Genomic DNA, 15,690 nt, shown 5'->3' with positions numbered 1-15,690 from the left:
AACCCGCGTTTCGGCGATTCGCCAAGCCCGCGACGCAGGTCATTGAGCGGGCGCGGTTTCTTCTCGGGTCAGGACCGCGCAGAGGTCGGTGTAGTCCGCGCGGATCGGCTTGGCGTGGGCTGGCCGCGCGAGCAACGCAGAGAGCGCGGGCGGCACGTCGAGGGCGATGCCGAGCAGGGGTTCGATCACGGATTCGAACTTGGCCGGGTGCGCGGTGGCGACGACGCTCCAGTCGCGCGCGTCGCCGGCGGCGCGGCGGCGCTCAAGCACGTGCAGCGCGGTCGCGGTGTGCGGACAGACGACGAGGCCGCCCTGCGCATGGACGCGGCGGATCGTCGCGCGGATCGCGTCGTCGTCGACGGATTCGGCGGTGAGCGCATGGCGCAGGTCGGCGGCAGCGGGGTGCAGCCAGCGCAGGCGTTCGAAATTGCTCGGCGCGCCGACGTCCATCGCGTTGGCGAGGGTGGCGATGCTCGCGCGCGGCGCGTAGTCGGCGCCGGCGAAGAAGTCGGGCAGGGTGCGGTTCGCGTTCGTCGCGAGCACGATCTCGCCGATCGGCAGGCCGAGCCGGCGCGCGAGCACCGCGCCGAGGGCATTGCCGAGGTTGCCGGTCGGGATCACGACGTTGAGCGGCGCACCGCCCGCGCGTCGATGGGCGAGCGCGGCGAGCGCGTAGTACGCCATCTGCGGCAGCAGGCGGCCGAGGCTGATGCTGTTGGCCGAGGTGAGCGCAACGTTGCGCTTGAGCACGTCGTCGGCAAGTGCACGCTTGACCAGCGCCTGGCAGTCGTCGAACGAGCCGGCCACGCGCAGCGCGTGCACGTTGTCGCCGAACGCGCCGAGCTGGTGCGCCTGGCGCGGCGAGACGCGGCCGTCAGGATAGAGGATGACGACGCGGAAACCGGGCCGGTTGTGGAATGCGGCCGCGACCGCGGCACCGGTGTCACCGGAGGTTGCAACGAGTACCGTCCGCACCGGATCGCCGGCGTCGCGCAGGCGTGCGAGGCAGGCGGCGAGGAAGCGTGCGGCGAAATCCTTGAACGCGGCGGTCGGGCCGTGGAAAAGTTCGAGCAGCCATGTCGCCGGCGCGATCGCCCGCAGCGGCGCGGGCAGGTCGAGTGCTTCGGCACAGATTGCGTCGAGTTCGTCGGCGAGCGCATCGCCGGCGAAGAACGGCCGCAGCAGGCGCGCAGCGATCGTCGGCAGCGTGTCGCAGCCGTCGAAGTCGGCGACGTTGAACACGGGCAGCGATGCGGGCACGTACAGGCCGCCGTCGGGCGCGAGGCCGGCCACGAGCGCGGCGCCGAGGCCGATCGCGGGTGCGTTGCCGCGCGTGCTGACGTACTTCACGCGACGATTTCCGCACGCGGCCCGGCGACCGGCGAGATCCACGCCTCGCTGGCATAGCCGACCTCGGAGAACGCGGCGCGCATCCAGCCGGCGGCCGAATGCGCGGTGCCCTCGTCGGCGCACCAGGCGAACACGCTCGGCCCCGCGCCGGAGATGCTCACGCCGAGCGCGCCGGCGTCGAGCGCGCGTTGCTTGACGCGGTCGAAGCCGAAGATCAGCGACGCGCGACGCGGTTCGACCAGCACGTCGCTGAGCCCGGCGCGGATGAGTGACATGTCGCCTGCATGGCAGCCGGCGAGGACGAGCGCCAGGTTCGCGCTCTGTGCGACGAATTCATGCAGCGCGTAAGGACCCGCGAGGGCGGCGCGCGCCGCGCGTGTTTCGAGCACCGCGGCCGGATGGACGAGCGCGCAATGCAGGCCGGGCGGTACCGGGATCGGCACCAGCCGGTCCGCGGTCGACAGCACGAGCCCACCGAGCAGCATCGGGCCGACGTTGTCGCCATGCCGGCCGCCGCTTGCGACCGCTTCTCCGTCGAGCGCGAATGGATACAGCGCTTCGCGTTCGAGCGGTTTGCGCAGCAGCGCATTCGCGGCGACCAGTGCCGCGACGGCGGACGCGGCCGAGCCACCCATGCCGGAGCCGAACGGGATGCCCTTGTCGATCTCGATCTCGAAGCCGTACGGCACGCCGAGGGCCTGGCGCAGCGCGATCAGTGCGGCGCCGGCGGTGTTGCGCTCGGCTTCGAGCGGCAACGGCAGGGTGTTGCCGCGGATCGCCTTGATGCGCACGAGCGGGTCGAGGATGCGTCGCACCGTGACCCGATCGCCGGGTCCGGTGACGCTGTGGCCGAGGATGTCGAAACCGACGCCGACGTTGCCGACGCTGGCGGGTGCGAACGCGCTGACGACCTTTCTCACAGGCGCGCTCCGACACTCGCCGCCACGCGCAGCAGGTCGGCGAACACGCCGGCGGCGGTGACCTCCGGTCCGGCCCCCGGCCCCTGCACGACGAGCGGATTGTCGCGGTAGCGGCGCGTGCTGAACTGCACGATGTTGTCGGTCAGGCGCAAGTGCGCGAACGCGTGGTCGTGCGGCAGTTCTGCCAGGCCGACACTGGCACGGCGTTCGCGATCGAGCTTCGCGACGTAACGCACTACGCATCCCTTCGCCTGGGCATGCGCGTGGCGTTCGGCGATGGCGGCATCGAATTCGGACAGGCGGCGCATGAACTCCTCCGCGGACGAGGTGCGCAGCGACGCCGGCACCAGGCTTTCCACCGCGACGTCGCCGAGTTCGAGCCCGACTCCGGCCTCGCGCGCGAGGATCACCAGCTTGCGCGCCACGTCGGTGCCGGACAGGTCATCGCGCGGATCGGGTTCGGTGTAGCCGAGCGCGTGCGCCTCGTGCACGAGCGTCGAAAACGGTACCGAACCATCGTAGCGGTTGAACAGCCACGCCAGCGTACCCGAAAGAATGCCCTCGACCGCAAGCAGTTCGTCGCCGGTATCGAGCAGGTCGCGCAGGGTCGAGATCACCGGCAGGCCGGCGCCTACGGTCGCCTCGTAGCGGAAGCGCGCGCCGTTCGCGCTGGCATTGCGGATCTGCCGCCAGCGTGCTTGTGGTCCTGCGCCGGCATGCTTGTTCGGCGTGACCACGTGTATGCCGGCGGCGAGCCAGCTCGCATAGCGTTCGGCGACCGCGTCGTTCGCGCTGCAATCGATAATGATGCTGTGCGGCAGGTGCTCGGCCTGCACATGACGGGTGAGCGTGTCGAGGTCGTCGCCCGCGTGCGCGTGTTCTGCCCACGCGGCAGCGTCGTCCGCTTCGCCGAGCCATTGGCGCCGACTGGTCGCGACCGCGCGCACGCGCAGGTCGAGCTGATGGTCGCGCAACAGGCGCGGACGTGCGGCTTCGATCTGCGCGAGCAATGCCGCACCGACCTTGCCGGGGCCGACCAAGCCGATCGACAGCGTCTGCGGCGACAGCCAGAACGCGGAGTGCGCGGCGCGCAGGGCGCGGGCGACGTCGGCGCTGTCGACCGCGACGGAGATGTTGCGTTCGGAAGCGCCTTGCGCGATCGCGCGGATGTTGACGCCGCATCGAGCCAGCGCGCCGAACAGGCGCGCGGCGATGCCGGGCTGGCCGGCCATGCCGTCACCGACCGCGGCAAGCACGCTGATGCCGCCGGCGACGGCGACGCTGGCGATCTCGCCGCGCGCGAGTTCGGCGACGAATGCGCGGCGCAGCGCATGTTCCGCGCGCGCGGCATCGGCTTCGCGCACGATGCAGCAGATCGAGTGCTCGGACGAACCTTGCGAGATCATCACGACCGACACGCTTGCCGCATGCAGCGCGCCGAACGCGCGCTCGGCAGTGCCCGGCACGCCGATCATGCCGGCGCCTTCGAGGGTGAGGACGGCAAGGCCCTGCACCGCGCTGAGGCCTTTGACCGGCGACCGCGCCGCGTCGGCGGCAGGCCGGCCGATCGCGGTGCCTGCGTGCGCGGGGCGGAACGTGTTGCGGATGCGCACCGGCAGGCCGCGCGCGATCACTGGCGTCAGGGTCTGCGGGTGGATCACCTTGGCGCCGAAGTAGGCGAGCTCGCAGGCTTCGTCGTAGCTGAGTGCTGCGAGCGGGATCGCATCCGGAACGAGGCGCGGATCGGCCGACAGCACGCCGTCGGTGTCGCCCCACAGGGTCAGTTCGCGCGCGTCGGCGAGCGCGGCGAAGATCGCAGCGGAATAGTCGCTGCCGTTGCGCCCGAGCACGGTATCGCGACCTTCGCGCGTGCGCGCGACGAAACCGGTCACGACCAACCAGGGCTGCGCATGCTGCGCGCGCCACGCCGTGTAGTTCGCGGTGCTCGTTTCCCAGTCGATGACTGCACCGAGCTCGCCGTGGCCGATGCGCAGCACCTCGCGCGCGTCGAGTCGCGCGCAGGCCCGGCCTTGCGCGATGAAGAGATCGGCAAGGATGCGCGAGGACCAGACTTCGCCGAGGCCCTGGATCGCGTCGATCGCCTCGCGGTTCGGCGTGGCGAGCACGGCGAGTGCATCGAGCAAATGGGCGAGGCGCGCGAATTCGGCGTCGAGCCAGCCGATCGCAGCAGCGCTCCCGCCGAGCAGTTCCTGCGCGGTCACGAGGTGGCGTTCGCGCAGTCGCGCATGGTCGTCACGCCAGCTTCCGCGTGCATCGATCGCATCGTTGGCGAGAGCGATCAGCGCGTCGGTGGTGCCGCGCATCGCCGACACGACGACCAGCTGGCACGGGCCGGCCTGTGCGTCGACGATCGCGGCGACGCGACGGAAACACGCCGCGTCGGCGAGACTGGACCCGCCGAACTTGTGCGCGGCGAAGGCTTCACCGGCCATCGGCGGCGCGACGGGAGCGACAGGGGCGGAACGGGACATCGAAAGCCTCCGGTGGGAGGCCCCGTTGCGAGGGATTGGGCGTGTCGCTGCGGCCCGCTTCCCTTGCGTGGGACGGGGCCATTGCGTTCAAGGATCAATCCCGCGCAGGCACCCGTACCACGGTCGTCGTCGTGGTAATGGTCGTGCTCGTCGTCGTGCGCACGGGATTCATGGTTCCGAGTGTGCCGGTGTCGCCCCGGGGGCTGTCAAGGGTTCTACGGGCGGTGGGGTCGTCGCGCTCCGCCGGTTCGAGACTACCTCTTTCGCGAGGGCCGACCCGCATCCCTGCAAGCAGCCGAAGGGGACCCGGTAGGAGCGGCGCGCTCCTGCGCGCGGAAGCAAGGGCTGCAGCAGCTTGTTGCCGTGGGAGCGGTGGAAGCCGCGATGCTCTTACCGCAGGGCGGTACGCGCGCAGCGCGTGCCGCCGGGCCCTCGCCGCTACGGCAGGCGCGCCATCAACGCGTCATGAAGCACGTCGCGGCGCCAGCCGTCGAGCGAGGTTGGCCATCTGCGGGTCGCGAGCAGGGTTTCGAGGTGGCGGCGTGCACACAGCAGGCCGTCGGGGAGGTCGAGTTCCTTGGCGCGCGCGACGACGGCATCCTTCAGCGCCGAAACGATCTGCTTTTCGCGCGGCCCCGGCGCGTGCGGAATCGGCATGAATTCGAGTTCGTCGGCGGCCAGTGGCGCGTGCAGCACGTCGAACAGCTCGGCGCGCTGGGCGCTTCGCAACGCGCGCAGCCCGCGGGTGCGTTCGGCGAGTGCGTTGGCGTCGGCAGGCGGTCGCGCGCACAGGTCGAGCGCATGTGCGTCGTCGACCAGCCAAGAGCGCGGGCGGTCGATCGCGCGCGCGGTGCGGTCGCGCCAGCGCAGCACGCGTCGCAGCAAGGCCTGCGACTCGCGCGGCCAGTCGGCGGCACCGCGCAGGCCGAGTTGCGGTTCGGGATCGGGTTCGCGGTTGCGTGCGCGCTCCAGCAGGCGTTCGCAGTCCTGTTTGAACCATGCGACGTAGCCGCGCTGCGCGAGTCGCGCACCGAGTTCGGCGTGCAGGGCGGGCAGGTGTGCAACGTCCTGCGCGGCATAGTCGAGCTGTTGCGGGCTCAGCGGGCGGCGCAACCAGTCCGAGCGGGTTTCCGCCTTCGGCAGTTCCACCGCGGTGATCTCGCGCACGAGCTTCTGATAGCCGAGGCCGGCGCCGAGGCCGGCGAACGAGGCGGCGATCTGCGTGTCGAACAGGTGGCCGATCGTGCACGACCACGTCGCCAGCGCCTCGAGGTCCTCGCCGGCGCTGTGCATGACGATCGTGCGCGCGGGATCGGCGAGCACCGCTGCGAGCGGCCCCGGATCGGCGCCGGCAGTCGGATCGACCAGCGCGATGCGCTCTGCGGCCTGCACCTGCACGAGGGCAAGGCGCGGCAGGAAAGTGTCGGTGCGCATGAACTCGGTGTCGAGTCCGAGTACCGTGGGTGCGGAGGTGAGCAGGTCCTGCAATGCGTCGCTGCGTTCGATCCAGTCGGTCAAGCGGGAGTCCTTGCTGTACGGAGGGTGGACGCCGTGCCCGCGTGGGCTTCACCGCGCGGCGACGAGCGTCGATAATCACGGCACGATGCCCGGTCCCGAAGTCGCACGCAAGCAGCACACCCTCGGCGGAGCCGCCGGCATCGCGTTGATCGCGTTTGCGCTGCTGTACCGGTTTTTCCCGGGCATCCTGCACATGCAGCCCCCGGAGCCGGTCGCGGCGGGCCAGCAGGGACCCTACGCCGGCACACCACCGACCTGGTCTGCCGTGCGGCCAGCGACAACCAGCGTGCCCACGCTGCCGAACGAAGGCGAAGTAGGCACCTCGTACGTCGATGCGGTGCGCATGGGGCCGCCGATCGCGACCAGCAAGGAAGTGACTGCCCTCCTCAAGCGCGCCCGCAGCGCGGAGGAAAAGGGCGCGCTATTCGAGTCGAAGGATGCGATCGCGCTGTATCGCCAGGTGCTCGTGGCGGCGCCGCACAACGTCGAGGCGGAGACCGCGCTCGAACGCATAGCCGGTGCCGTGCACGACTGGGCGCTCGCCGCGATCGACCGCGGTGACGAGGCGGCAGTACAGCGGTATCTCGCGGTCTATGCCGAACTTCCGCATGCGGACGATCAGATGGCCGAGCTGCGCGCGCGCGCGAAGACCCTGCATGATGTGTTGCCGATGTTGGCGAAGGCGGCGACCCTCGTGAAGAGCGGCCATCTGCGCGGGAGCGGCGACGACAACGCATTGGCGGTGTACCGCGCGGTGATGAAGCTCGACCCCGGCAACCGTCTCGCCGATGCCGGCCTCGCGACGATCGAACGCGGTTCGCTCGATCGCGCGCTGGCACAGGCAGCGCAGGACGATTTCGCCGGCGCGGACGCGACGCTCGGCGAGGCGTCGGCGATCCGCCCCGGCTCGCCGGCCCTGCTGGAGACGCGCGCGCGCGTCGAAGGCATCCGCCGCCAGCGCGCCGAAACCGTGCTGGCGCAGGCGCGCTCCGCGCTCGACTCCGGCAATGCGGATCTCGCCGAGCAACTGGCGAAGAAAGCGCAGGGCATCAGCGCCGACCTCGCCGGCATCGACGAATTCAACCTGCGCTTGCGCAATGCGCGCCTGTACGCGAGTTTCGCGCCGGGGCAGGTGATCCGCGACCGCTTCCTCGACGTCGTGGGCAGCGCGCCGCCGGTCGTGGTGGTGCCGACCGGCACGTTCGTCATGGGTTCGCCGGCCGACGAGGCCGGCCATCAGGACAGCGAGGAGCCTCAACGGCGCGTGCGCATCAGCAACGGCTACGCGATTGGCCAGACCGAAGTCAGCGTGGGTCAGTTCCGCGAATTCGTCGCGGCGACGAAATACGTCAGCGATGCCGAGAAAGCGGGATCGGGCAGCGTGTACGAAGAGGTTTCCGGGCGCATCTCCGACCGCCGCGGCATGGACTGGCGCAACGACTACCGCGGCGAACGCGCGAAGGACAACCTGCCGGTGATCAATGTGTCATGGAACGACGCGCAGGCCTATGTAGGCTGGCTGTCGGCGCGCACCGGCAAGGCGTACCGCCTGCCGACCGAAGCGGAGTTCGAATACGCGTTGCGTGCGGGCTCGACGGCGCGCTTCACCTGGGGCGATGGCGATCCCGACCGGGTCGTCGGCAACTTCACCGGCGAGGGCGACCGCTCGCCGAGCAAGCGCAGCTGGACCAGCGCGTTCCCGCGCTACAGTGATGGCTACTGGGGGCCGGCGCCGGTGCGTTCGTTCCCGCCTGATCGCTTCGGACTGTTCGACATGGAAGGCAACGTGTCGGAATGGGTCGACGATTGCTGGCACGACAACTACACGCGTGCGCCGCGCGACAGCAGCGCATGGATCAACCCCGGCTGCGAACGCCACGTCGTCCGCGGCGGTTCGTGGGGCAGCGATCCTGACCAGGTGCGCTCGGCGTTCCGCCTCGCCGCCCGCAGCGACACGCGCAGCGCGCGCGTGGGATTCAGGATCGCGCGCGGGCTTTGATGCCCGGATTTTCGGGCATGTCACGACTTCAGTGCAGCCTGGCGTTCGGCCGCGGCGCCGGTGCGGACTGCGTATGGCTGCGGCTTCAACGCAAGCGGTTTGAGTTCGCGGATGGCTCGGGTGTGGGACTAGTTGCCGACCCGCTGCGCCGAGGTCGGCAACGGCGTGACATTGCCGCGCGGCAACTGGTCGGCGGCACGCTTGTCGAGCCACTGCAGCAGCGGACTCCAGTCCTCGCGATGCGCGCGCGAAGTGCTGCTGTCGTCGTCGAAAATGCAGCGGCCGCTGTCGGCGAGGCCGACGTAGGCCTGCGAGTCGCGCACGCGGATCATTGCCGCTTCGGTCAGGCGGTCGAGGGTGGAATCGAGCTGCTTGGCCGAGTTCGTGCGCTCGCGCAGGCGGTTCGCGATCAGTGCGACGCGTACGCGACCGCTGCGCACCTCGGCGAGCTTGCGTACCACGTCGAGGAAAGCCAGCGTCGCGCGCAGGTCGATCGGCGACGGCACGACCGGCACCAGCACGACGTCGGCGTGGCGCACGAAACGTTCGAACTCGTGCGCGCGCAGGCCGGCGGGCGTATCGATCATGAGGACTTCGGTCGCCGCAGGGATGCGCAGCAGCCAGCCGGCCGTGAGCCCGTAGGTGGGGTCGTTGCTGGCGAGCGCATGCAGCGGTGCGAGGTGCGAGGCGCGCAGGCCGCACCAGGCGAGCGAGGACCCCTGCGGATCGCAATCGACCAGGGTGGTGCGCTTGCCGCTGCGCGCGTAGTACCCGGCCAGCGTCGTGGTCAGCGTGGTCTTGCCGCAACCGCCTTTGCTGTTGGCGACCAGGATACGGAACATGGCGGCTTTCCACCCGCGGGCAAGGCGCCCGGGCCGGAGTGGACGCTATCTGATGTTGCGTGTCAATTTCGCGACGTTAGTCGCGGATTCGGCAGGGTTTTGCGCCTTGGCTCGCCAACCACGCGGCGACCCGGTCAGCCGTCGGCTCCGTCGACAAAGATGGTGTCCTCGTAGGCGCCCACGTCGGTGCCGCCACTGCCGGGGTAGGCATGGTCGTCGAGGTCGCGCCCGAACGGTTCGCCGCCGCATAGCCCGAACAGGGGCGAGGCTGCGCCCAGGTGGTAGTCACCGGCTGCGGCATCGACGAATTGCGGAGGAACGGACAGGTTGCCCGATTCGTAGCCCGGCGGAATGCCGCCGCTGGTGCCGTAGTCGTCGCACACGAGCGAATTGGTCGTGTCCATGTAGAGGCCGACGTTGGTGTTGTTCCAGGCGATCGTGTCGTAGACACCGCAGGTATTGTTGCCACCGCAATACAAACCGCCGGTCGTGCCCGCGGGCGAGGTGTTGCGCGAGATCGTGCTGTGGCCGACATGCACCGAGTATCCGTATCCGGTCAGATAGGCCCCGCCGTAGTCGGAGTCGGTGCTGTTGTCGGCGATCAGGACGTTCTCGACGTAGATCGAGTTGTAGGGCGACGCACTTGCGCCCGAGGCGTACAGGCCGCCGGCGTCGGCCGTCGCATGGTTGTTGCGGATGATCACGCTGTCGATGTCGACCGGAGCATTGACGGTGGCGAGATGGTTGATCTGCAGGCCGGCACCGAGATCGCCGTGGCCATTCTGGAAGGTCAGGTGGGTGACCGCGATCTTGCCGTTCGGGCGGCGCAGGATCATCACGCCGTTGGCGCCATGGCCGTCGAGGATCGTGCTGGAAGCGGGGTGACGGTCGCCGCTGCAGCCGGCCGAGTAGCCGCCGTAGATCGTCAGCTGGGCGGTGCTGGTGGAGGCGTTGGAAAAAAACGGCCCGTTCGAGGTCGCGCTGCCGGTCAGGTAGGTGCCTTGAACGATCCTGATGAGGCTCTGCTCGTCGACGTAGGCGCCGCCGTCGGACACGGCATCGAGCGCGTTCTGCAATTGCGCGGCGGTCGACACGCAGAAGTCGTGTGCCGTGGCATCGACGGCAGTGAACGACAGGATCAGGGCAAGGGCAGGCGCGGTCCCGTTCCGAAGCGACGTTCCGGGACAGGCTGATGGACGGGTTGAAGCGGACATGCGCCTTCTCCGGTGGTATACCGCTGGGTTAATACGTCGACCGCACCGGAATCCGGGCGTGGACGATCGATCAAGGGGACTACGGGATGCCTGGCGGACCCGCGCTGACCGAGCTGCTGAATGCCGCGAACTCGGGTGACGCGGCCGCTCAGGATGCGGCCTATGCGCTGGTCTACGACGAACTCAAGCGCTGCGCGCGGCGGCAGAGCGCGCTGGCGCAGGGTTCGACGATGTCGCCGACTGCGCTGGTGTCCGAGCTGTACCTCAAGCTCGAGGCCGGCCATGTCGACCGAATCCAGAATCGCTCGCATTTCTTCGCGCTCGCCGCGCGCGCGATGCGCCAGATCACGGTCGATCACGCGCGTCATCGCAGCCGTGCCAAGCGCGGCGGTGGCGTCGCGCACACGGGGATCGACACCTGCGGCCTCGGTGCGACGACCGCGGAACAGACGCTCGAACTGGATTCGGCGCTGACCCTCCTGGCCAAGCGCGATCCCGACCTTGCGAACATCGTCGAGTGGCACTTCTTCGCCGGCCTCACGTTCCAGCAGATTGCCGACGAGATCGGACGCCACGAGCGCACCGTGCGCCACGATTGGGAGCTCGCGCGCGCGTGGCTGCGGCGCGCGATGGGGAATGCGGAGTAGGTGACGATGGACACCACGGCGCGCTGGCTGCGTATTAAGCAGCTGTTCCATGATGCGCAGGCGATGCCCGCGCATGAGCGCGATGCGTGGCTCGTCGCGCAATGTGCCGGGGATGGCGAGTCGCTCGCCGAGGCGCGCGCCTTGCTCGCGGCGCAGCCGAGAGCGCCCGACATCCTCGACGACGGCGCGGCCGGGGTGTTGCGGAGCCTGCATGGCGTTGGCTCGTCGGCCCATCTGATCGGCCAGCGGATCGGTGCGTATCGCCTGCTGCGCCTGGTCGGCGAGGGCGGCATGGGCAGCGTGTTCCTCGCCGAGCGCGAGGACGCGGAGTTCACGCAACGGGTCGCACTCAAGCTGGTGCGCAACGACACCCTCGGCGAGGAGGCGAAGGCGGGGTTCCTGCGCGAACGCAGCCTGCTCGCACGACTGGTCCACCCGCATATCGCCCAATTGCACGATGGGGGTGTCGCCCCGGACGGGACGCCATATTTCACCCTCGAATACGTAGAGGGCGAACCGATCGTGCGCTACTGCGACCAGCACAGGCTCGGCTTGCGCGCGCGATTGCGGTTGGCCCTGCAGGTCTGTTCGGCGATCGAGTACGCCCATCGCAACCTGGTCGTGCATCGCGACATCAAGCCGTCGAACATCCTGGTCACGGCGGAAGGCGAAGCGAAGCTGCTCGACTTCGGCATCGCCAAGCTGATCGATCCGGACGTCGGCGATCGCCATGCCGCGACACAGTCGCGCATGATGACGCCTCAATATGCAGCCCCCGAGCAGGTGCTCGGCGACGCGATCACCACCGCGACCGACGTGTATGCGATCGGCGTGCTGGTGTACGAGTTGTGCAGCGCTCACCTGCCGTACGCGCGCGCCGAAGAGGGTTCCGTGAGTTGGTCGAAGGCGGTCGTCGAGGATGGGCCCGAGACGCTGCAACGCGCGCTCGACCGCGACGACGCCGATGCGGCGGAAGCGATCGCCGAGGCGCGCGGCGCGACAAAGCTGTCCTTGCGGCGCGGCTTGCGGGGGGATCTTGACCGTATCGTGCGGCGCGCGCTGGCGAAGGCGCCCGAGGAACGTTATCCATCGGTGGCGGCACTCGCCGCGGACCTGCGCCGGTATGTCGAGGGGCGGCCGGTCAGCGGTGGCAGCAAGCGCTACCTCCTGCGCATGTTCGTGCGGCGTCACTGGTTGCCGCTCGGTGCAGCGGCCGCGATGCTGTTGACCCTGCTCGGCAGTGGCTTGGCGGTGGTCAGCCAGGCACGCGAAAAGGAGCGCGCCGCACAGACGACGCTCGCGGTCAAGGATTTCCTCTACGGATTGTTCACTGCGGTCGATCCGCACGAAGCAAAGGGACGCGACATCAGTGCACGCGAACTGGTCGACCGGGGTGCCGGGCGCATCGAACGCGCGGACATGGACGCGACCCAGAAGGCCGAGATCGAAGCGACCCTCGGACGCCTCTACTACCAACTCGGTGCGTTCGATCGCGCGAACGCGCTGCAGGGGGCGGCGGCGAAAGTACTCGCCGATGATCCGTCGCAGGCATTGGCATTCGCGCGTGTCGAAGCCGCGCGAGCGGAGACCCTGGCCGGCAACGGCGACTTCAAGGAGGCCGCGCCGCTGGCGATGGATGCGAGTGCGCGCATGGTCGCGCTGGAAGCTGCGCCGGTCGATCGCGCCAGGGCGCTGCATGCACAAGCCACCACCGCGATCGGCCTGCGCAGGTTCGATGAGGCCCGACGCTACGCGCAGGCCGAACTCGGATTGGCGCGCAGCGTGGGTGACATGACCGATACCCTGTTCGAGGCGTTGATGACATCCGGTGGTTCCGCCTGGGGCTTGTCGGACATCAATGCCGCGATCGCGTACTTCAGCGAGGCGGAAACGGTGGCGTCGCTCAATGCGGACCCCGATGACCTTGATGTCGCCCGCGCACGCATGAACATGGCGATGGCGATGCAAGCCAGATCGCGCTATGCGGAAGCGCTGCAAGTCGATCTGCTGGCCCTCGCCACGTACGAAAAAGTCCTCGGCGACAACCACCCGTTGACGATGGCGGTCCGGCGTGATGTCGGTCTTGCCCACCATCACCGCGGTGAATACGCGAAGGCGCGCGTCGAGCTGGAGCGCGTACTCGCGGCGCAGCGCGCGAAGCTCGGCAACGACAATCCTGCCATCGCCGGGACCGACATCAATTATGGCCTGACGCTCGTCGCCGCCGGAGACCTCGACGCGGGCGAACGCGCCGAACGCGAGGCGCTGGACATCTTCGAGAAGAAGTATGGACGCGAGTTCCAGGGCGCGCGCATCGCGCTCGGCAACCTGGCCATCATCCACATGCAGCGCGGCGACTTCGAGCTGGCGGCGAAGGAAATCAACGAGGTCCATGCGCAGGAGCAGAAGGAAAAGGCGGGCGAGATGGAAACATTCATGACCACCTATCGGCTCGGCGAGTTGAACCGCCTGCGCGGCGACGCGCGCGCGGCGGTGCCCCTGCAACGCCAGGCGCTGAAGGCGGTGCGATCGAAGAACGAAGAAGGTTCCCGGTACGTCGCGATGGTCCACGATGGCCTCGGCCTCGCCTTGCGCGATGCGGGCGATGTCGACGGCGCGATCCCGGAGCTGCGCGCCGCGCTGGCGTCGTATGCGGGCTACCTGCCGAATGCCGAGCATCCCCTCGCAGCGGATGTGCGCTATGACCTCGGCAAACTGCTGATCGCGCGCCCGGGGGATCGGGCGGAGGGGCTGCGCCTGCTCGGCGAGGCGGCTGCCCTTCGTGAACGCTTTCTGGGTGCCGACGATCCGCGTACCCGCGCTGCGCGCGAGGCCCTGCAGCGGGCAGGGCACGGCTGAGTGGGCGGCCAGTCGGCGGATCGCCCGGGCAAGGTTGTCTTGGGCCAACCTGCCACGTATCATGCGCGGCTCGCTCGGTTCGACCGCCGGGCGGCGTGTAAGCGGAGAGGTGGCAGAGTGGTCGAATGCGCCGGATTCGAAATCCGGTTTACGGTTATGCCGTAACGTGGGTTCGAATCCCACCCTCTCCGCCAGTTTTGCAGAAGGGGCCATCGGCCCCTTCGTCGTTTCCGGGCGCCCGTTCCTGCGCCGGTCTTCGGGAGATGCGCGATGAGCACGATTTCGACCCCCGTTTCCTACGGCGAGCTGATCGACAAGATCACCATCCTCGAGATCAAGTCGGCCCGGATCCGTGATGCCGCCAAGCTCGCCAACGTGCGTACCGAGCTCGACCTGCTGAACGCGACGTGGGCGGCGCATCCCGCCTCGCATACCGACATCGCCGCGGAGCGCGCGCAGTTGCTCGCCGTGAACCAGGCGCTATGGGAGATCGAGGATCACATCCGCGTGAAGGAAAAGGCGAAGGCGTTCGATGCCGAGTTCATCGAACTCGCGCGTTCGGTCTACTTCCGCAATGACGAGCGCGCCGCGGTGAAGCGCGCGATCAACGAAAAACTCGGCTCGACCCTGGTCGAGGAAAAGTCCTACCAGGACTACCGCTGAGCCCCGGGCGGCTTCGCGCCCGGGTGTGGGGTGGGTCGCGACGGTGCGATCACGTGGCGCTTTCGCGCCGCCGCGCATCGAACGCCTCGAGGCGTTCGATCACGTCGGCGACGCCAATCAGGTCCATCACACCCGGATACTCGAGCTTCGTGCCCCAGGCGAGTGCATCGGCCGGCTTGCGCCGGAACTTTCGTGCTGCTGCGTCGTAGCGGTCGACGCACCATTGTCGATCCGAATACGGGCCCGAGCGCGCCGGGTTGCTCGCGGCGTGCAGGCCGAGCACCGGTGTACCGACGGCATTGGCCATGTGCATCGGGCCGGAGTCCGGGCAGAGCACGAGGTTTGCGCGCTGGAGCAGGGCGAGCAGTTGCTTGAGCGTGTCCTTGCCGACGAGGTCCAGCGGGCGCGATTTCATCTTCGCCAGTACCGCGTCGGCGAATTCGCGCTCGAATGCGCTCGGGCCGCCGCACAGCACGACGCGCCAGTCGAGTGCGAGCGCGGCGTGGTCCATCGTGGCGGCGTAGTGCTCCGGCCGCCAGTTGCGCAGGCGATGGCTCGACACCGGGCTGACCAGCAGGGTCGGAGCGGTTCCGGGCAGATGACGCTCGGCGAACGCGTGCGCCTCATCCGGAATCGGGATATCCCAGCGCACGCTGGTCTGCTTGAGCCCGAGCGGCTCGAGGAAGCTCGCCATGGCGTCCAGTACGTGTTCGCCGCGCCGGGCCGGTATGCGGCAATTCACGAACAGGCCATGCAGGTCCTTCGAGCGCGCGCGGTCGTAACCGATGCGCAGCGGCGCCTTGACGCTCAGGCTGAGCAGGTTCGAGCGCAGGGCCACCTGCATGTGCAACAGCGCGTCGAAGCGGCGCCCGCCGAGCTTTTCGCGCACCGCACGCGAGCCGGCGCGCCCGGCGTGCTTGTCGAACACGATGAACTCGACCCCAGGCAGGTCGCCGACCAGCTTGTGCTCGAGCTTGCCGATCAGCCAGGTAAGGCGCGTGGAAGGCCAATGCTGCTGCAGGGTACGCACGATCGGCACGACGTGGGTCACGTCGCCGATCGCGGAGGTGCGCAACAGGCACAGTGATCGGGGTTCGGTGCCCGTCGTTTCTACTTGATCCATGCGGCGCTTGCTACCATCGGAGGTGGATGCGCACGGAGTCCCCGGCGCAAAGGCGGAAACTTG

The 15,690-nt window shown here is 69.0% G+C and carries 11 protein-coding genes and 1 tRNA gene; 5 read left to right on the top strand and 7 right to left on the bottom strand.

What is annotated here, in order from left to right; all coding sequences use genetic code 11:
* Nucleotides 1–39 precede the first annotated feature (39 nt).
* The 4 genes from thrC to ACILRJ_RS07155 all read right to left on the bottom strand — a co-directional run bounded on the left by thrC (nt 40) and on the right by ACILRJ_RS07155 (nt 6,280).
* Nucleotides 40–1,350: a threonine synthase gene (gene thrC, locus ACILRJ_RS07170; protein ID WP_395681813.1), complete on the bottom strand. Its 1,311-nt coding sequence runs from the start codon at nt 1,348–1,350 to the stop codon at nt 40–42.
* A complete protein-coding gene (locus ACILRJ_RS07165) occupies nt 1,347–2,270 on the bottom strand; it encodes a homoserine kinase (RefSeq protein WP_395681811.1) in 924 nt (307 codons plus the stop codon). The genes thrC and ACILRJ_RS07165 overlap by 4 nt, the downstream gene beginning before the upstream one ends.
* Entirely contained in the window at nt 2,267–4,723 is a 2,457-nt protein-coding gene (gene thrA, locus ACILRJ_RS07160) for a bifunctional aspartate kinase/homoserine dehydrogenase I (protein WP_395682066.1), read from the bottom strand. Before thrA ends, ACILRJ_RS07165 begins: the two co-directional genes overlap by 4 nt.
* A 477-nt stretch (nt 4,724–5,200) precedes the next feature.
* Nucleotides 5,201–6,280: a ribonuclease D gene (locus tag ACILRJ_RS07155; protein WP_395681809.1), complete on the bottom strand. Its 1,080-nt coding sequence runs from the start codon at nt 6,278–6,280 to the stop codon at nt 5,201–5,203.
* An 85-nt stretch (nt 6,281–6,365) separates the two neighbouring features.
* Here ACILRJ_RS07155 and ACILRJ_RS07150 point away from each other — a divergent pair, with 85 nt between their 5' ends.
* Nucleotides 6,366–8,279, top strand: coding sequence for an SUMF1/EgtB/PvdO family nonheme iron enzyme (locus tag ACILRJ_RS07150; RefSeq protein ID WP_395681807.1), 1,914 nt, complete (start codon nt 6,366–6,368; stop codon nt 8,277–8,279).
* Between the two features lie 128 nt (nt 8,280–8,407).
* Here the strand turns inward: ACILRJ_RS07150 and ACILRJ_RS07145 are convergent, their stop codons facing one another.
* Complete coding sequence (locus tag ACILRJ_RS07145; RefSeq protein WP_395681805.1) at nt 8,408–9,121, bottom strand: ParA family protein; 714 nt, start codon at nt 9,119–9,121, stop codon at nt 8,408–8,410.
* 134 nt (nt 9,122–9,255) lie between these two features.
* Entirely contained in the window at nt 9,256–10,335 is a 1,080-nt protein-coding gene (locus tag ACILRJ_RS07140) for a hypothetical protein (protein ID WP_395681803.1), read from the bottom strand.
* An 86-nt stretch (nt 10,336–10,421) separates the two neighbouring features.
* Here ACILRJ_RS07140 and ACILRJ_RS07135 point away from each other — a divergent pair, with 86 nt between their 5' ends.
* From ACILRJ_RS07135 to ACILRJ_RS07120, 4 genes are all read left to right on the top strand, one after another.
* Complete coding sequence (locus ACILRJ_RS07135; protein WP_395681801.1) at nt 10,422–10,982, top strand: ECF-type sigma factor; 561 nt, start codon at nt 10,422–10,424, stop codon at nt 10,980–10,982.
* Between the two features lie 6 nt (nt 10,983–10,988).
* Nucleotides 10,989–13,841 carry a protein kinase domain-containing protein gene (locus tag ACILRJ_RS07130; RefSeq protein WP_395681799.1) on the top strand — a complete coding sequence of 951 codons (2,853 nt, stop codon included), beginning with the start codon at nt 10,989–10,991 and terminating at the stop codon, nt 13,839–13,841.
* 103 nt (nt 13,842–13,944) lie between these two features.
* A tRNA-Ser gene (locus ACILRJ_RS07125) sits at nt 13,945–14,035 on the top strand.
* A gap of 76 nt (nt 14,036–14,111) precedes the next feature.
* Entirely contained in the window at nt 14,112–14,504 is a 393-nt protein-coding gene (locus tag ACILRJ_RS07120; RefSeq protein ID WP_395681797.1) for a DUF6165 family protein, read from the top strand.
* A gap of 49 nt (nt 14,505–14,553) precedes the next feature.
* Here ACILRJ_RS07120 and ACILRJ_RS07115 read toward each other — a convergent pair whose 3' ends face one another.
* Nucleotides 14,554–15,627: a glycosyltransferase family 9 protein gene (locus ACILRJ_RS07115; protein WP_395681795.1), complete on the bottom strand. Its 1,074-nt coding sequence runs from the start codon at nt 15,625–15,627 to the stop codon at nt 14,554–14,556.
* Nucleotides 15,628–15,690: the final 63 nt, after the last annotated feature.

This window comes from Dokdonella sp., assembly GCF_044227025.1.
GTDB lineage: Bacteria > Pseudomonadota > Gammaproteobacteria > Xanthomonadales > Rhodanobacteraceae > Dokdonella_A.
This window is presented reverse-complemented; position numbering and strand designations above follow the sequence as displayed.